Annotated in this window: 11 protein-coding genes; all 11 read right to left on the reverse strand. The window is 59.3% G+C overall.

Translation table 11 applies throughout. The annotated features are described in order from the left end of the window. Positions 1–47: 47 nt before the first annotated feature. Positions 48–2,246 (reverse strand): glycosyltransferase family 2 protein, encoded by a 2,199-nt coding sequence (locus tag QLQ85_RS09405; protein WP_282738760.1) that lies wholly within the window; start codon positions 2,244–2,246, stop codon positions 48–50. After that, positions 2,243–4,489 (reverse strand): glycosyltransferase family 2 protein, encoded by a 2,247-nt coding sequence (locus QLQ85_RS09410; protein ID WP_282738761.1) that lies wholly within the window; start codon positions 4,487–4,489, stop codon positions 2,243–2,245. The genes QLQ85_RS09405 and QLQ85_RS09410 overlap by 4 nt, the downstream gene beginning before the upstream one ends. Beyond that, complete coding sequence (locus QLQ85_RS09415) at positions 4,486–5,946, reverse strand: glycosyltransferase family 4 protein (RefSeq protein WP_282738762.1); 1,461 nt, start codon at positions 5,944–5,946, stop codon at positions 4,486–4,488. The genes QLQ85_RS09410 and QLQ85_RS09415 overlap by 4 nt, the downstream gene beginning before the upstream one ends. Further along, positions 5,933–7,975: a glycosyltransferase family 2 protein gene (locus QLQ85_RS09420; RefSeq protein ID WP_282738763.1), complete on the reverse strand. Its 2,043-nt coding sequence runs from the start codon at positions 7,973–7,975 to the stop codon at positions 5,933–5,935. The genes QLQ85_RS09415 and QLQ85_RS09420 overlap by 14 nt, the downstream gene beginning before the upstream one ends. After that, positions 7,972–8,964 carry an ATP-binding protein gene (locus QLQ85_RS09425; RefSeq protein ID WP_282738764.1) on the reverse strand — a complete coding sequence of 331 codons (993 nt, stop codon included), beginning with the start codon at positions 8,962–8,964 and terminating at the stop codon, positions 7,972–7,974. The genes QLQ85_RS09420 and QLQ85_RS09425 overlap by 4 nt, the downstream gene beginning before the upstream one ends. 99 nt (positions 8,965–9,063) lie before the next feature. Further along, on the reverse strand, positions 9,064–10,014 hold the full coding sequence (locus tag QLQ85_RS09430; protein WP_282738765.1) for an ATP-grasp fold amidoligase family protein: 951 nt from the start codon (positions 10,012–10,014) through the stop codon (positions 9,064–9,066). A gap of 7 nt (positions 10,015–10,021) precedes the next feature. Next, positions 10,022–10,150: a hypothetical protein gene (locus tag QLQ85_RS09435; RefSeq protein WP_282738766.1), complete on the reverse strand. Its 129-nt coding sequence runs from the start codon at positions 10,148–10,150 to the stop codon at positions 10,022–10,024. Between the two features lie 19 nt (positions 10,151–10,169). Then, entirely contained in the window at positions 10,170–11,567 is a 1,398-nt protein-coding gene (locus QLQ85_RS09440) for an ATP-binding protein (RefSeq protein ID WP_282738767.1), read from the reverse strand. 182 nt (positions 11,568–11,749) lie between these two features. After that, a complete protein-coding gene (locus QLQ85_RS09445) occupies positions 11,750–14,335 on the reverse strand; it encodes an acylphosphatase (RefSeq protein ID WP_282738768.1) in 2,586 nt (861 codons plus the stop codon). Positions 14,336–14,376: 41 nt separating this feature from the next. Next, positions 14,377–18,054, reverse strand: coding sequence for a CapA family protein (locus QLQ85_RS09450; protein ID WP_282738769.1), 3,678 nt, complete (start codon positions 18,052–18,054; stop codon positions 14,377–14,379). Beyond that, a complete protein-coding gene (locus tag QLQ85_RS09455; RefSeq protein WP_282738770.1) occupies positions 18,047–19,222 on the reverse strand; it encodes an ATP-grasp domain-containing protein in 1,176 nt (391 codons plus the stop codon). The genes QLQ85_RS09450 and QLQ85_RS09455 overlap by 8 nt, the downstream gene beginning before the upstream one ends. Positions 19,223–19,225 lie beyond the last annotated feature (3 nt).

Below are 19,225 nucleotides of genomic sequence, written 5' to 3' on the forward strand. Positions count from 1 at the left end.
TTTCAGTCATTGACATGCCTGCCAGGCTTCGGCCGGCGGCCGGACGCCTAGCGCAGCGAGAAGTCTTCGTGGATGAGCGTCAGGTTCGGGTTGTAGGCGGGATCCGTATCCAGCAACTTGCCCCAGGTACGACGCATGTAGTCGGCCTCCCGCAGCGCCCTGGCCCGCTTCTTCGGTGTATCGTCCGCGCCGCGGGACACCGATTCGTGATGGTAGAGTTCGGCATGGGGGGTCCAGAGGTTACGGTACCCGGCTTGGCGGACCTTCAGACAGAGATCCACATCGTTGTAGGCCACGGCCAGATCGGACTCGTTGAGCCCTCCCACCGCGTCGAAGACCTCCCTGCGCAGCAGCAGGCAGGCGGCCGTCACCGCCGAGAGGTTCTGCACCAGCTTCAGGCGCCCCCCATAGCCCTCCTCATGCCGCTGGAAGAAGCGATGCGCATGCCCGGCCACGCCGCCCAGGCCGAGGATCACCCCGGCATGCTGGATGGTGCCATCGGGGTAGTAGAGCTTGGCGCCCACGCAGCCGATGTCCGGCCGGCACGCCTGGCTGACCAGCTCGTCCAGCCAGGCCCCGTCGATGGGCTCCACGTCGTTGTTGATCAACCCGATGACGCTGCCCCGTGCCTGGGACGCGCCGAAGTTGTTGATGGCCGAATAGTTGAAGGGGTGATCCCAGCGCAACACCCGTACCCGCGGGTCGCGACGCGACACCGCCGCCATGTAGGCCAGGGTCTCGGGGCACCGGCTCTGGTTGTCGAGAATCAGCAGCTCGAAGTGCCGGTACGCCGTGCGCTCGAGGATCGCATCGACGCAGGGGCGAAGGATCTCCACCCCGTCGCGGGTCGGTACCAGCAGGCTCACCAGGGGCGCCGGTTCGGGCAACGGCCAGCGCACCCGCACGCTCCCCGTCAGCAGGCCCGGGCCCACCTCGGCCATCAGCCCCCGTTCCTGCAGATGGTGCCCCACCAGCGTCGGCCAGTGTGCGGCGGGCACACCGGGCAGGGCGTCCACCGCGTGATAGAGGATCCTGCCGACATGGGCACAGCGGGTGGCCGCCTGCCCGCCCCACCTGGCCAGGAACCCCAGGGCCAGCTCATGCACCCAGGGCTCGGGCGCACGCCCCCCGGGAGGCTCGCGCCCCGCCGCCAACGCCTGCCAGGCATCGCCCCGGAAGAAGACCGCCCGGCCCAGGTAGGCCTGGGAAAGCAGCAGATCGGGATTCCAGGCCGGCTTGAAGCGGGGCGCCTGGCGCCTCCCCTCGGCATCGATACGGTCTTCGTCGCCATATACCAGTTGGGCCCGCGGATTCGCCTCGAGCGCCGCGGCCAGGGAATGCAGTGCCTGGTCGGCCAGGCGATCCCCCGGCGACATGCACAGCACCCACTCATCCGGCGCCGGACACGCCTGCCTTGCCACGCTCAGCCCGGGCTCCCGCGCCAGCTCGTCGGCCAGCGCGGCCTGCCGGGTGGGATCCGCGACCACGGCCACCGCTCGCCAGGTCGTCACCGCCTGGCCGCGCAGGCTCGCCAGGGTGGCCTGCAAGGCCGACGGCGAGTTCGTCGCCCCCATCGGCAATACCACCCGCACCGAGGGGGGCAACAGGCTTGCCAGACCGTCGCGAACCGCCAGGGCATCGGGGCGGCGCTCCAGGGTCTCGACCCAGTGCCGGTAGTTGCGCCGCGAACAGAGGCTGACGAAGGTGGTCTCGTACTCGCGCAGCGCTACCTGCCGCCAGCTCAGCGCTTGGCGGCACGCCGCCTCCCGCAGCCGTTGCACGACCTGGCGCGGGGTCCGGTCACGATAGGCGGCGTGGGCATTGATCAGCCGCCGCACGAGCCGATCGCGGGCGAAGGCGGGGGTCACCCACACCAGCCGGAAGTGCCGCAGCCGGAAGCGCCCCTCGGCATTCATCGGCCGAAAGCGGATCCGCCTGACCCCGAGCGGCACGTACACCAGCCGCTTGGTGACCTTGCCGACCCGCAGCGGCATGTCGATGCGGACGCTGCGCTTGCCGGCCTCGAGGAGCAACCCCGAGGCCACCGTGGTCACCGAGCGCTCGGCCGTGAGTTCGATCATGTACCAGCCGGGCAGCGGCAGCCCCCGGGTGGTCTGGAATTCGGCCTCCTCCGAGCGGACGTCCCAGGCCCCCTCCTCGGCCAGCCAGTGCACCCCATGGCCGGGGGTGAGCGGCAGTTTGACGTCGATGCCCAGCGACACCGTGATAGCGGGTTCGTGCGTCATGGTTCGAACCACCCTGCCGGCAAGGCCCTGTCCCAGGTCACGAGCCCCAGTCGCACCAGTTCCGACGGCGCCACCGTGGCCCGCCGACCGGGCGTTACCGGCGCCTCGCTACCGCGTAGTTCCTGCGCCTTGCGGGCAATGGCATCGGCCAGGGAGAACGTCAGGCTCGGGGCGCGGGTCATGAAGCGGGCGTTGGTCTGGGCGAGCAGGACATCGGGTGCCAGCGACCGGGCCAGCGAGGTGTCGATGCTCCCGGCCGAGTGCACGAAGGTCAGGCGCCCGAACAGCCGCACCAGATACTGGAACATCGAGAGGCTCGACGAGGCGCCGAACAGCAGGCAGTGCTGCCGCCCATACAGCGCCTCGGGATTCTGCCAGACGATCATCCGCCCCATGTTGGGCAAGCCATTGTCGTAGCACTTGTAGGGTTCATGGGAGAAGGAGACCTGGCGCTGCGCCGGTGCCGTTCGTGGCGACGGCAGCTTGCCGCCCAGGTCGCCCTTGACCCGGAAGGGCGCATACTCGTCGGCGGCGAACAGTCGCTCGGCCGGCAGGCGGTCGTGCCCCAGGGCCTCCAGCAGCGCCAGGGTCGCGGCCAGCGCACCACGATGCGTCCAGTGCGTATCCGTCACGTAATAGGCCGCATCCCCCAGGGCCCGAAGCGGCGCCAGTGGGTGGACCAGCAGGGCGGTCGGCAGGATCGCCGCCACCTGGTCCACCGGCCCCTCCCCGGCCGCCGGCAACGGGTGGTACTGGTCCATCACCTGCTCCTTGCTGGGCGCCGCCAGCAGGGCGCAGGCCGCCCCGAGCGACGCCGCGAGGCCCTGGAGCCCCTCTCCATAGGCCGCCCAGCGCTGCCGCCCCAGTGCATTCAAGCGCAGGTGGCCACAGTGCTGATGCACGCTGGCATTGGTATCGCGATCCAGGAACAGCCATCCCTCCCGGCCGACCAGCACGCCGCCCTCCCCGACCGTCGCCGCCTCGGCATCGATGCACAGGCGCTCGAGCTCCAGCACCCGGTCATCGAGTACCAGGTGGAGCACCAGGCCGCCCGCCGGACGCGGCACCTCGACACGGAAGTGCGCGGCATAGCGGCCATCCTGGCGGCGGTCGAAGGCCAGGGGATAGACCAGGTCGCTCTCCTCCTCCCAGCTCACCCGCAGCGACGCCCGCCTGGCGTCGATCCCCTCGGCCAGGCTGATTCGGCCCTGGAGCAGCAGGCCGCGTGGCGTACGTACCGTGCGCCTGGCGGTCGGCGACTCCAGGGTCCATTCGGCGATGGGCTCGGGAAGCACCGCGGCGACACGCGCACGTTCGCCCGCGGGGAGCCACCGCACGAGCCGACGCAGCGCCCCGCGCCGATGCCCGCGGGACTCACGCTGGGCCCCCTGGCGCTCCGCCGGCAGCGCCAGCAACTGGCGATGCACCTCGGGCGCCAGCCGCTCGGCCAGGCGACAGGTCTTGTCGTTGCGGTCGAAGCGCTCGAAATAGTCGCGTCCCTTGTGGTAGTCCGGCGTCGCCGCACTCCCACGCAGCGACTTGCCGAGCAGGAACTCCTCCACCGACTTGATCAGGTAGTGGTTGACCCGAGCACCGCCCCACACCACCTTGCGACTGAGGCCCGGGCGCTCTTCCAGCGGCTCGAGCCGCTGTCCCCTGGCGTTCACGTAGTGGCCATGGTCCAGCGCGACATGGTGAGGATTGAGTATTGCCGTCACGCGCTCGGGCCGGACGATGCTCTTGTAGTGGCGGTTGGTGCGGAAGCGGCGCGGCGCCCGCTGCACGAAGCGCTCGATGACCAGCCCCTCCTCACGGAAGCGCGCTCCCGACGAGCCGAAGCAGGCCCAGTTGAGGGCCAGCGCACCGACCGATGCGTCGGCGAAGATCCGCGCCAGCCACGGCAACAGGGAGGGTGGCCCTGCAACGCCCTCCAGCGGCAGCAGGTATTCATCGGCATCGATGAAGGCGAGCAGGTCCAGCGCCTCGGGACAGCGCGCCAGCAACGCCCGATAGGCGCCCAACTGCGGCTTCTCGTCACCCACCGTGGGCACCTCGAGCAGGGTCACCAGCCCCAGGGACTCGAGCAGTGCGAGATACTCGCGCGTCCCGTCGTTGCTCCCGTTGTCGGCAATCAGGAAGTGCGATACCCCCACCGCCAGGTGGAAGGCGATCCACTCCCGCAGGTCGGGCAGTTCGTTCTTGACGATGGCCGCCACGCCCAGCTTCGGTAATCCGTTGTTCACGTCGATAATCGCTTCGTTCTCGTCACTGGAAACAGCGTCTCGATGGCCCGCCCGAGCGCATCGAGGTATGCCGCCTGTCCGTAGTGTGTCAGGGCCCGTTCGCGGCCGGCCGCACCCATGGTGGCCAACCGCTCGCGATGGCCGGCCAGCTCGGCGATGCTCGCCGCGGCCGCCTCGGGGTCGCCGAAGGGGACCAGCCCCCCCGTGCGCCCCTCGGCCACCAGCTCCGGTAGCGCCCCCCAGGCATAGGCCACCACCGGCCGAGCCGCCGCCATGGCCTCGAGCACGGTGCGCCCGAAGGATTCCTGGAAACGCGACAGGTTCACCACCACGTCCAGCTCGGCCAGGGCCTCGCGCGGATCCTCGACATAGCCTCGATGAACCAGCCGGTGGGACCGATCCGCGGCCAGCAGCGTCTCCAGCTCCGGGGTGGGGGCCCCGTACAACCGACACTCGGCCTCGATGCCCCGCGACGCCAGCGCCGCGGCCAGGGCCGCGAAGTCCGCAAGTCCCTTCTTGGCCACCAGGCTACCGAGCATGCCGACGCGCAGGGGGCGGCCATCCTCCGGCCCGGGCGGCGTCAGCGCCGTCCACGCCTCCATGGCCAGGGTATTGGGGACCACCTTCACGGCCGTCCCCTGGCCCTCGAACGCCCTGGCCGTGCAGCGGGAGTTGGCCACGATCAGGTCGGACATCGCCACCACTCGTGCCACCACCGACGCCGGATCGGCCCCCAGGGTCCGGCAGAGCGCCGGATCATGGGCGGGCAGCTCGCGCACATGGGTGATCACCGGAAGGCCCAGGGCCCGGGCGGCCAGTGCCGGCGTCTCCAGGGTCAGGGTATTGAGATAGACCCCCTCGGCCCGGCACTCGGCGAGCAGCCGCCGGAAGGCCTCGACGCTGTCGGGCCAGGCCGGCCGATGGGCATGCCACCAGGCGTAGGGCAGTACCTTGACGGCACGGCAATGGGCCAGCAGCTCGGCCAGGTAGTCCGGGTGGCTGGCATTGGGCACGGCCACCACCACCTCGGCCCCCAGGGACTCCAGTCCCCGTACCACGTCCAGCAGGCTGCGCTCGGCGCCGAACAGCCGCGGGCCCAGGTCATGGGCACACACGACCAGCCGCGGGCTTCCCTCGCCACCGCCCCGGCCGGCGACCAGGGGCAGGGGCTCGAGGCCGCGCCGGCGTCCCCATGCCCAGTAATGGAGCAGCGCCTCGCCGACCTGCCAGCGTCCGCGACCATGGTGCCAGCCATAGCCGCTGAGGCTGAGGTGCGGCGACGGCTCACGGCCCTCCCTCAGGCCGAAGTCGAGGAAGTGCTGCAGCGGATCCATCCCCGACTCGGCCACATCGGGATAGCGCGCCAGGTACCAGGCGCGATCCAGCAGACGCCGCGCCGCCAGAAGCAGCCAGGGGTGGCGCCAGCCATGCCGGCGCCACGGCTCAATCACCCCCATCACAGGGCCTCTCGACCTCTCTGCCCCCCTGGGCCAGGTAGGCCCTCAAGGGCACGGCCAGCCGTTCCGGCAAGGGCTCCCGGTTCAGCCAGCGTATCCCCTCCTCGACGCGCAACCGCGGCACGCTGTCCGGCCAGCTCTCCGGCGTCCCCGGCGCCTGAACCAGCAACTGCCCGGCGGTCAGGGTGATCCCGGCATGGGCAACGGCCAGCTCCTCCTCGTGACACAGCTCCCAGACCTCATCGGCCACCCGCCGTGAGGCGAAGTCATCCGGCCGCGACCAGGGGCAGAGCGCCACGGCCAGCCCCGCCTGACGCAGCTGTAACACGCACTCGAGCACTGCCTTCAGCTCGGGATTGCGCGCCGAGAGGTCGGCCAGCACCGCGAGGTCGAACTCTCTGGGGGCCAGTGGCAGGCTCCCCAGAGGCGCCGGAAAGGCCCGGCGATGGTGTCGGGCATCCAGAACCGGCACCACCTGGCGTCCATGCCACCAACGCGCCGCCTGATGGTAAAGGTGGCGCAAGCCATTGTTCACCGTGCGCACGTGCGTGGCCGAACGCTGGGTCAGGGAGTCGGGCTGAACCAGCGAGAATGCCAGCGGCACCTGTGGACAGACCCTCAACAGCGCCGGCTCGCCATAGCGGCGCGTCAACCGCTCGACGAACTCGTTGTCGGCCGCGACGCGCACCGGATCCCACAGGCCAAGCTCATCGAGCACCTTGCGGGGCACCATCAGCGACGAGGGATTGACCTCCAGCCAGTCACCACACAGGTGCCAGGGGCCGACGAAACGCAGCTGCGGGTCGGCCCGGACCCAGAAAGATAGCGCGCCCCTGGCGTCGGGGTGCGTCAGCAGCGCGGTGACCTGTTGCTCGATCTTCTGGGGATGCGACCAGTCGTCGCTGTCGTGCACCGTGACGTAGGCGCCACGCGCGGCACGCATGCCGGTATTGCGCGCCGCGTAGGCGCCGAGGTTGCGTTCGTGTCGCAGCAGCTTCAGCCGCGGCTCGCACTCGGCGCGCCGGGCGACCAGCTCGGCCGTGCCATCGTTGCTGGCGTCATCGACCACCAGTATCTCGAGGTGGGGCCAGCTCTGCGCCAGCAGGCTATCCAGCGCCACCTCCAGGGTCTCCTCGGCCTCGAAGGCGGGCACCACCACCGAGACCAGCGGCATCTGGCGGCGTGGCGTGGCAGTGACCCGTCGCGTTTCCAGTCCGGACAGGCCGACTCTCGCCCCTCGCCGGAGGCGCACGGGTGCCAGCTTGTGACGCTCAAACAATCGATTCAGCGCGATCAACCGCTGCTCGGCAGGCCGCACCACGAGGCTCGCCTCGACCAGGGCGCGGACCGAGGGCTCGTCGCCCAGCCTGCCGGCCGTCAGCTCGGCCAATGCCTCGGCATCCTGCCGCAGCTTCAGCCGGCACTTCACCCGCGCCTGGGCCACATAGGGGGCGAAGGGGCAGGCCGCCAGGGGACGTTCAAGTTCCAGGTGCGCCAGTGCCTCGCGATAACGGCCATGGCCATAGTGCCAGCCTGCGAGATACCAGTGCGCCGCCCCATCGCCCTTCCTGGCCAGGGCCTGCAACCGCGGCAAGGCGACCTGGGCATGCCCATGCCAGAGCTGCTGGTGATACCAGATCGCCGAGGCGCGCAGGAAGGGCAGATCGCTCAGTACCCCATGGGGAGACGGGCGGCGCCCTTCGTGGACGCCATGGCGCAGGAAATGCACCAACGGGTTGGCATTGGCCTGACGCACGTCGGCATAGCGCTGCAGATACCACTGGGGAGCGAAGCGAGGATCCGGTGCATAGCCCTGCCGCCAGCCATGGCGCAGGAAGTGCAGCGCCGGCCGCCAGGCCAGCGGACGTCGCCAGGCCGGCAATTGCGCTCGATAGAAGTCAGGCTGGAACATGCCATGTCGGCGAATCAGCGCAAGCTGGCCCCGCTCTCCCCGGTTGGGCCACAGGGAAAGGAAGTGGCCCAGCCGCCCTATCCAGCGCATCACCCCACCGCTCGGCACGAGAGTCATCGGGGGCGACGTCCTTCGCGCCAGGCCTGGCGCGCCGTCATCATGGCGCGAGTATGCCGCCAGATGGCACGGGCCACGTTGCGCGGCTGTCCGACGGCAGGGAAGTGATGGCCACCGATACCGGGATTGGTATTGATCTCCAGCACACAGGCCGCCTGGCGCTCATCGGGCGCCTCGCGGTCGAGCATGATGTCAACGCCCGCCAGCTCCAGACCGGGAATGGCCGCCACCGCCGCCACCGTTAGCGCCTTGACGGATGCGGGCAGTGCGTCGGTGACATCCAGCGTCTCCCCGCCCGCAGAGAAATTGGCTTCCTGGCGGAGATAGACCTTCCGGCCTTCCGGCAGCACGCTTTCGACGCCGAGCTGCTGCCGCTCGAGGTTGGTGCGGATATGCCTGCGCACCTTGATCAAGCGTGTGGAGAGATGGGGGTTCCTGGCGCGCAGGGCATTCTTTGCCTCGATGAGCTCGGCGATGGTGGAATGCCCATCGCCCACCACATGGGCCGCATCCTTGCCCAGGGCACCCACCACTTCTCCACCGACCACCAGCACGCGGTACTCGACCCCCGACATCTGGCGCTCGACAAGGACCCCGGCACTCGCCTTGTTGGCTCGGCGGAACGCCCGCTTGAGCTCGGTGGGCGTCTGTACGCCCACCGAGATGCCGTACCCCTTGGTACCGGTCTTCGGCTTGATGACCAGGGGGGCATTCAAGCGCTTCTGCATGGCCGAGACCTTGGCCAGGCTCTTGGCCACGCCACCCGGGGCGACGGGAATACCCGACCGCTGCAGCAGCACACGCGTCAGGTCCTTGCGGCCCGAAAAGGTCGCTGCCACCGTGGTATCCAGCGAGCGGCTGTCGTGGAACAGGATATCGACGTCTTCCACACGCGCAACGAACATATAGCGCGATAGCCACTCGATCCTCGCGCCATCGCGCTCGGCTTCCCTGGCGATCAGCAAGGGCCCCAGCGCCCGGGTCCTCATCGCCGCAAAGATAGTATCGTGAGACTCCGCCGCGGTGCTGATCAGGGTCTCTCGAACATTCGTCCATAGATTCATTGGCCACTTACCTGCGGCAAGGGATTAGAGATGTTGCGCCATCTCGAACATGGCGCCCAGATAGAGATCGGCCTGCTCGCCGAAGGCATGGTAGGTTCCCGGTTCCGGCGTCAGCTCCCCCAGCACCAGACCCTGACGGGCCTCGTAGAGGTCGATGCGACAGAACGGCGTCGGCAAGGCCGCCGACACCCGCTCGGCCAGTGCCAGCATGGCGTCCGGGGCACGAGGGGGAAGCAGCGCGGGATCGAGTGCCTCTGCGTACTTGCCCGTTTGCACCGGCAGCCAGTCACGGTCGTACCACCGGTAGTGGGTGCCCTGGGTCGCCCGGGATACCTGAAGGGTCAGGCCCACGCGGCCCCGAAAGGCATAGAACTTGAAGTCGTCCACCGGGCGCAGCAGCCCGGAAGGCGGAAGCAGCAGCTCTTCGAGCTGCCAGTGGTTGGGAAACTGGTGCTCGCGCATGTCGCGATAGAGGTAATCGAGAATCTCGACCAGGCTGAGCTCGCAGCGCTGCTGCAGGCAGGTGAAGGTCACCTCGCCCAGGCGACGCAACGACATCACGCCGCGGGAGCTGTGCGCCTGCCTGGGCTTGATCACGCACTCCTCGATGCCCTCCAGGGCCTCGCGCAGATTCTGCAGCGGAAAATCGTCACGCAGGATACGCGCCGTGGCGACGCCGAGCTCGCTCATGCGCCGCCCGACCCATCCACGATCATTGGCGAGCCGATTGAATGGCCGCACGCCCGGTAACGACGCCTCTCGCTGATAGCGACGCACCAGGGCATCCATGCCAACGCGGAAGGATGGCGGCTGCGGTGCCGTCCCCTTGCGAGCAGGATGTGCGGCACGTGTCCAGGAGAGACCATCCGGCTCGGCCAGGAAGGAGGTGAAGCTCGGAAAGGCCGCCAAGGCAACGGGCACGTCATGGCTGGCTGCGGCCCTGGTGGTCGCAGCACGGGGCAGAAGTTGTTTCACAGGGGACTCATCGAAAAGCGAACATAAGCACCAGCACCGCTGCCACCAGGCCAATCACGACTGGCATCGGCAGCTTTCTGATGATGGGCCTCATGAGCTGGCGAAGAAGTATTCTCAGCAAGCGATCGAGTGCCATTCACCCTCCTCTTGATACCTCATCGGCATTCGAAGCAGTTTTTCACTGTGCGACGCCATCTCGTTTCTGTGTCTATGGAGAGCCCCGGCTGAGACGCGATTTTATTCTTGAAATTTCTTACCTTTTCCCTTGTCCCAACTGCAACCACCTCGACCTTGCCTTCGGAAGGAGCGCTCACAAACCCTAAAATGCCATAGCGACCAGCCAATTTCGCAATCATGTCGGGCACAGCATCAGGAGAAGCCTTGGCATACGAGCAGACAAATTTTCTCCGAAGAATGCTGCTAAGCTTAGGAAACGGGGCCAGCGACACCTCATTTATAACCCCCCCTCTTAATGCACCGATCACTTTTTTATTATTGAAGGCTATCCGAGTGGAGAAATTGAAAGCATTCCCCTTCGACTCTGGAAAATAGTGGTCCACGAGAAGTTTAGGAACGTTTCTACCTTTTCCCACAACGGGGTACATATTGACCCCTACCTGAGCTCTTGTATTAAGCTCAAGAACACAATACTCCTCACTTTCCTCATCAAATAGAACATCGACTCCACAATGTTCGAGTCCATCTATGGCTTGCACAGCCTGAACCGCTGCATTTTTCACTTTCAGAGGAATTTGATCAGTAAAGTCAACAGTATCGCCGCCTGCCGATGCATTTGCCTTTCCCCTGAGAAATAGCACTTCCCCCTCGGGAAGGACGCTATCAAGCCTGTAATCAGACCTCCTTATGAAATCAAGCACCTCTCTGTCTTTCTTGATCAGCCCTTTGGAAAGGAAGGGATTAAGCTTTTTAAACGCATTTTTCTTCTTGATGAGTTGATCTATCGTACTCTTGCCATCCCCCTTGACATTGGCAGGTATTCTTTTGACAATAGCCACTGCCTCGCTGCCAATGACGAACACCCTGTAGTCATTACCGGAAAAGTGTTTTTCAACTATTATGTAAGGCTCATTCTCTTCATCCCTTAGATACTTATAATGAGCCACGAAATCCTCATCCGTGAGGATATTCGTAAAAACCCCATCTCCAAGACTACCAACCAATGGCTTTACAACAACGGGATATCCAATGTTTCTAGCATATGAAAGTGCATCATCCAGGCTGGAGTCAGAACCGAACACTTCACCGCGAGGAACATTGACGCCATTTTCCGACAGAAGCTTTTTAACCTTATGCTTATTCTTGGATAAGTTTCGTATGCGGTTTCTATCCTTCACCAAGAGCGACTTGTTGAAGGTCAGTGTTCTCTCCTTGCTGGATATCGTGTATTTATTATACCCAGCGTGTTTCACCTTGACACTCAGCCCTCTCCTCCAGGCTTCCAGAGATATACAGTAGCCACATAAGGGTTTACCAAAGGCATCTTTCACCGCAGCAGGTGAAAAGGGTTGCGGCCAGCTGACAAAATCGTCCATGGATCACTCCCGAGAATTGATAAATAACAGCATAAACCGGATATGACCACCTTATATCTTAGACTGTGGCATATCGGGCATGTAAACATATATCAAGAATGTTTCTACAGAGTGACATCCCAATGAAACAGCCATGACGTTGGAACGAAAATCCATCACCCCCTCCTCTCCATAGAAGGTTGTCAGAAGCTTATATCAAACTCATTCACACCAACGCTATTTTCCAGTAACTCAACATTATCCACGTTAGATCTTCGTGTTCCTATCCGCGCACAGCTCAATAGGTAGTCAATGGCATTTCCATGCCCTCTGAATTCAAAGTAAACAGAGCCATCATCCAGGTTGACAATTCCACCGCTTACATTATATCGCGATGCAATCTTGGCCAAATATTTCCTATACCCAACCCCTTGGACATCTCCAGAGGCCTTGGCAAATACAACCCTCTTTCTACGCTTCACAGAGGGCATCAGGCATCGCTGCATGATATGATCAATAAGTACCCCGGCAGCATCCCTTGGCTCACCAGAAGCTGGGAAGTGGTGCATTGCAATATCCGGATTGGTGTTGACTTCACTGATTGCCCACACCTGACCCTCGGGTGGCAAGGATATATCCTTAACCAATAAATCCACCCCAAAGTGAATACAGCCGGAAAACGCTCCTTGTACATTCTTGACAATATCATTCCAGGAAGGGTGGACGTTTTCTGTTATGTCATGACTCTCCCCACCGCCTGCAATATTCGCGACACTTGCCAACTGAATTTCTCTTCCTTCATCCAATACTGCATCAGGAGTTAGCCCTTGTGATTTGAGGCTCATTTCCATCTTCCTGGTAATCACAAACGCCTTTGCCCCTAAATAAGGGTTACTCCTCCTCTTTCTATTCTTTTGCCTCACCAGTTCCTTGATAGAGATAGTGCCATCTCCAATGACATATGCAGGAACTCGCTTGGCCGCACAGACTATTCTACCATTGACAACAAACAACCTGTAGTCGCCACCATCAACATGGCGTTCAACAACATTGCTGACATCATGATGCCAAGCAGACCTGAAGCCATCCTCATCCTTGATATTAGCCGTTACACCCTTCCCTCCCGAGCGTTTTACTACAACAGGAAGCCCTATCTTCCTGGCAAATCTCCACGCATCTTCGACTTTTTCCTTTCCGAATATCTCTCCCTGCGGGACATTAACCCCCAATGATGACAGGAAGACTTTTGTCAAATGCTTGCTGTTAGAGATGTAGCGATCCCCGTATGTTGTCATCTCCGGCATCGAGTTATAGAACCATACGGTCTCCTCTCCACCTTCAACCCTGATAAACCTAGAGCTATCCCGAGAAACACGAAGTCCTCTAGCCAAAGCAGCATCTACAATCAACTGCTGATGCAATGAACCTGATCGACTAAACAGAGAGCGCCTCTCTCCATAAGAAACCGGCTGAGCAACACATGTACCGCTATACGAATAGAATCCTCTGCTTCCACCCAGCGACTTGGTTCCATTGTTTAAAAATGGCAATTCAACATCTTTCTTCAGGAACCATTGCAAAGTGGTTGTTATATCATCAACAGCCTTCTTTCTTCCAGAAAGACTGACCTTGAACTCCCCGTCTGAAAAGTCAACCTCTCCGGCCACTTCTCGCAGCGCGGCTTCTCTCCTCAACAACTCCTCTATCTCGGCCTGGTCAGCCTTGTCATATTTGAAATCCAATACTACACTTTTCTTGTCATTCATGTAGGATGGATAAAAAAGTCCGGATATCGCAGACTTGGCGACATTCCTGGAAGAATCGTAGTTTCCCAGGTTGTGGTGCACGATAGAGCCATTGACATTAATCTCAATAAACCCCCAGTCTTGGTCCTCGGGGGATCTTTTTATGTCTTCGGCAATCAGGTCAATACCACTCGAATAAAGCCCGGGGAAAAGAGAGTTTATTTTCGCGGCTATATCACAGAATAATGGGTGAACGAAATCCGTGACATCAAGGTTTTCACCTCCAGAGCTCACATTTCTTACATCTCTCAGCTTCACGACTTTTCCCTTCTCAGGGATATCATCCAGGGCAAACCCTTGTCCTTTGAGAATATCTACAGCTCTATCGTCAATCTTTATCAGTAGTTTTCTAAGCCTAGGATTCTTCCTCCTTTTTCTATTCTTTTCATTTACCAGCTCAAGAACCGTGTGCCGCCCATCGCCAACAACGTGGGCTTCAAATCTTTGACTCACTGCAACAACACTACCATCAACGACATACAGCCTATAATCGTCTCCGGTCAGTTGTCTTTCAATAATAACCGTCTCTGATTCCAACGCCGCCCTATCAAAGGCAACTGCCAGCTTTTCGTAATCGTCTATATCAAGAGAAATTCCTTTCCCACCGTAGCTAGAGTGGGGTTTCACTACACATGGAAAAAAATCGGGTGGAATCTTGCTGACATACTCCTTGCTGCTCATACTGAACGAGTACGACTCTGGAGCGTTCAGGCCAGCCCTTCTTACAATGTCACTTGCAATCTTCTTGTCTCGGCATAGCTTTGCCGAAACTATAGAATTTATTCCTGGCTCATTGAGCCTGTAAATAACGAATTCATTATCCTGAGAGAGGATGGAAACGGACTTGGAAAGTTTCAGGCATGACACCCCCAGCTGTGCTGCAACATTGGAGAATGTGGCATGGACAGGGTCCTGAGAAATTATTTTCCCAAGCCTTCTATAATCGTAGTGATCTGACTTCTTCAGGCGGCTAGTATGAATCACCAAAACGTTCCTTTAGATAGTAAGGCACAATGATAGATCGTTTATTTCATCTCAGATATGATTCTGTCAGCAATCCTACGAATACCAGTACCACGAGACGACCCCTTTATTGCTACTAAATCCCCATCCTCCACTAGTGCAGAAAGCTCACCCATCAATTCATCTGTATCACGGAATACTCCACGAAACACTAGATCGTCCAGCCCTGTCACCGCCGGTTTGACTTCATCGTCAAGCCCTATCACCAGGTCAGGCTTGTATTGTTCAAGTAGAGCCCCTATACCAGCATAAACATCTCGCTCATGCTCGCCCAGATGAACAAGCTTCCCAATAATAAAGATCTTTTTTCCGACCGCCTTCTTGGCCGAGAAAACCTCAAGGACTTCTTTCACAGAGTTTATAGTTGCATTCTTTGTGTCATCAATGAATTCCACATGCTTGCCAAACAAGGTACCGGAATAGAAATCAAGAACCCTCTTTTCTTTTGGCGACGTTGCCAGTTTCGAAGCTGCTTCAACCAGGTTCAAGCCAAGAACCTTGCATGCCGACAAGACAGCCAATGAGTTATATGCCATCGCACGGCTTGGAGTAGGCATTGTATACTCAATGGCCTCACCATCAATAGAACATAGAACTTTCCCGCTTCCATCAGCCCCTACATCGAAATCTTTTAGCGAAACATTAGAATCACCATCGCCATAAGAAACCGGTTTGGTGCCAAAGGCATTTGCCATGAAAGCCAAATACTGAGAGTGCTTTGTGTTGCTACAATAAACCGCCCCACCTCCTTCATTCAGGCACTCATATATTTTCGATTTATAATATGCCGTTTTCTCTGAAGAATCTATGAGCTCTGGTTGGCTGACATCTATGGATGTGATGATGGAAACATCTGGAGAAATAATTTTTCCAACGTGATTCTCATACCTATAGAACCCACTCAATGCTGCTTCCACAACACAAAAATCATAATTATCGTTCAGGTTAGACAGAAGTGCAGAAATTCCATATATGGTATTATGATTATCACCAGTACTAAGTACTGAGAAGCCCATTGATCTCAGCACATGTGACAGCATTAATACCGTACTGCTTTTTCCAGCAGACCCGGTGACTGCTATAACCTTTCCTTTGAACTTTTCCCTTGATGAACTGCCCGCATTTAGAAAATATTTTAACGTGTTGTCCACATATTTAACGGGCATCCCCTCACCATCAAACTCACGGCTGGAAATGATCTCCCGGACATTGCTTCTTTTTGCTCTCTCCGTGATTTCATGATCATCCTTTCCGTATTGACCAGAATGAACCCTCCTACCTTTACTCCAGTTACCATCGACAATGACAAGAGCATTGCCATTGCGAATTTTCTGTAGAGAGTAGTCCATCCCACTATATAGCTCGACGCCCTCTGACTCCTTAGTAGTGTCAACTTTTTCGTCAACTATAAAGGAATTAAATCCAGACCGCTTGTTGTCGGTGCATATTCTTTCGGCACTGAGGTTTGGCCGGAACATTTTATCGACAGTAAGGTTCACAACAAGGCTATATGGATCAGCTTGCTTGGCCTTGTATCTTCCAGGAGAATTGAAAACAAAATTTCCGATCGAGTAAAAGATTCGCCCGCCTTTATACGTCTCTATGGCATCGGCTTTATGTGAGCCATGCGCCACCACATGATCCGCACCTGCATCGATAATAGCCCGACACCACTCTTGATGTTTCTCGCCCGTATCTTGATAGTCGATGCCTTGCCAGTGTGGACAAACTATGACCATGCTGTCCGAATCTATTGCCTTGACCTTCTGAATCTCACGTGACATGGCTTTGAGATTAGTACTGGCAATGCCCGGCTTGTCTTTCTCCGCAAAGAAACCATATCCAACATAGCGTTTGGAAGAACGCATCCCATTGAATATATAGATATTCCTCACCCCATCTTCTGTCTGCACGTGTATACGATAGGGCTTGCGGGCTTCCTCGAGATTCCGGCCGGCACCGATGACCGAGATGCCATGACTCTCCAGTTTATCTATCATGGCCAGCAGCTTATCAGGCCCGAAATCCATGGCATGGTTGTTGGCTAGAGTGACGGCTGTCACCCCCAGCTCCTTGAGTACCTGAAGCGTGACATCCGGATCATCACAGCCAGGATACTCCTTACCCTCAATAGGCTCGCCTGGCTCATGACTCAGCACGGTTTCCAGGTTGACGATGATTTCATCGCTTCCCTCGAGAGCAGGCTTGACGCCATCGAAGAACGACATGGGATCATTCTTCAAGCGCTCGTGGGCCTCGGAATATTTTCTCTTGGATTTTTCAAGATAATAATACCCAAGACTCGTGTCACCGCAAAAGGTAATGGTGAGTGGCTTGACCATCGATGGAGGCTTTTCAAAGAACACCAATGACTCTCCCTGCCTGTTATGCTCGTAGATTCGTGTCGCCAATGTAGTTAACCCTGCATGGTCAAGCTCGCTGGTCATCTGCTCGCCTTGCATCACTCTACCGCCCTGCAACAGCTCCTGACAGCTTCGGGAAAAGCGAGCAGAAGTCTCTTGCCCCAATGGCTTCTCGACCATACCGCATATAGGGGTATTAGTTACCTTGACCGGCTTGGCAAGCGACAGGGCATAATCGACTATAGGTGTGATAATATCTTTTTTCTCACCATAGCTGGGATAACAATGGCCACTCAATCCTGGCGCGACATTGGCCTCCAGGACGATATAGCTGTCCCTCACTGGTGCTTCAGAAAAATTCCTCGAAATAATATCCACGCCAAGAACAGGAATATCCTTGGCTACCCGAGAGACTTGCTCGGCAATCTCGCAATAGCGGGGGTGAACCAAGTCGCTGATCTCCAGGGTATCGGCTCCGGTACTGGCACCGGCCTTGTAATCGATGAGCAGATAGGTGCCAAGCTTTGGCACGTCATTCAGGGAGAACCCCTGGGCCTTGATCAGCTCGAGCCGATGCTCATCGAGCTTGATCTGGCGTATGATCAGGCCCGGGCTTCTTCTCTTCTCTTTATTCTTCTCCTTGATCAACTCATCGACGGTTCTCTCCCCATCACCAACGACGATTGGCGGAATTCGTCGACAGGCACTGACGCATTTCCCACCCACCACAAGGAAACGAGCCTCCACCCCTCCCGTAAACTGTTTTTCTATGAGGATATTACTATTATTTCGGTTGTTCTCGAGCGCCTGCTCCCAGGCATAATCGAATTGAGCCTCGGTATTTACACCAACAGTAACTCCTTTCCCCTTGTGCCCACATGCCGGTTTGATGACACAGGCCACTTCACTCTCGGCAATGAATCGCCTGCCCCTTTCCTTCTCGTCCTTGGACAGTGCGATGTCAGGAGCAACGCTGATTCCTGCCTTCCTCAAGGCTTTCTTGAAGACACCTTTATCTCTCAGCAACCTTATTGCCAGGCGAGAGAATCCCTTCAGATGAGAAAAGGAGAACATGAGTTTCGGCTGAAACCCGATTACCTCGATTTGAGATTTCTTCTCCCATACGACGAAATGACCACGCCGCTGAAACTCTTCAGCGATCATGAAGGAGTTCAGGTTCTTTATCTTTTTATCTTGTATTCTTAGATGGATGGGGCTCGAGAACTTGTTCAGTTCTCCACTCAGAAACTCCTTTATCCCATCATAGTCGAAGATTTCATTGTGCACTGTCATCCTGGCGCCCTCGTTCTTATCCATCCATCTGGATATCCACGCTGGTCGGCACCTCCTCGATGCCCAGCCCATTGGCGTAGACCCATGTCAAGGCGCAGCCAGCCCAGGCCGGGCCAACGGCCTGGAAGCGCACGCGTCCTGTCACTTCATCCAACTCTTCGAGGGTCAGCTCGAGGCCCATGGCTCGCCCGGTTCGCATCAATTCGCTCTCCAGCCGCTGTCCATGGCTGATGCCGGCGAGTACCGCTGCGAATCGCATCGGGGCATCCAGCGAGCGGCCCGGCGCGCCTCCGGCGACCCGCTCCAGTAGCTGCTGGGTCAGTGCGGGGTGGTCGTAATAGAGCTTGTAGCACTTGAGGTGCTCCGAGAGAGCGATGACCGCATGATTGCCGTCCTGTGCCTCGGTGGACGGATCATCGACGATCAGGTCGATACGCAGGTACGCCATGCCCTGCATGACACCGGCCACCTTCTCTCCCAGGACGCGATAGCTCTCATGCAACGTCTCGACTATCTGCCAGACCTGGTCCTGCGGATACTTGTGGACAGCCGCCACTACCTGGCCTTCGGCCATGATCAGCCGCAGCTGTCGCCCCTCGAGCTGCTTTTCCAGCATGTAACGGACACTGAGCGGCAGGTAGCGTCGGCCGTGCTCATCCACGTGGTCTTCCGAGAGGCGCGTCATTGCATAGGGGGAAGCCGCGAGATCACTGGCCTTGTTCTTCTTCAGCTCTCGCGACTTGCGAAACAGGAACTCCAGCTCGTCTTCGCTCTTGATATCCTTGATGTACTCTTCGTAGAGGGTATTACGGATCACCGGCTTCAGGACCACCGGATAACCGAGCTTCTTGGCATAACGCTGGTGGTCGCGCTGTGAGCGCCCCGAGAAGGAAGCAGCGCTGACCACCTTGATTCCATGGCGCTCGAGGCGCGCACGCCAGGCGCGGATGTCCTGGCAGAAATTCACCGCCGGCAGCAGGTTGCGGCCATTGACGCCACACACGAAGCCGGCGGGTTGCTGAACCGGTTCGCCATCGCTGGCGGGGTGATCATAGTAATATGCCAGCTGCCGGGGTAGCAGCAGGGTGCGGGCACTGGCAGGCAGGCGCTGAGCATGAATCAGCAACCCTTCCTTGGCGATGCTGGGCAGGCTATCCAGCAAGGCACCGAAGCTATCGATTCTGACATCCATGGG

The organism is Halomonas kalidii, assembly GCF_030010475.1.
Lineage (GTDB): Bacteria > Pseudomonadota > Gammaproteobacteria > Pseudomonadales > Halomonadaceae > Halomonas > Halomonas heilongjiangensis.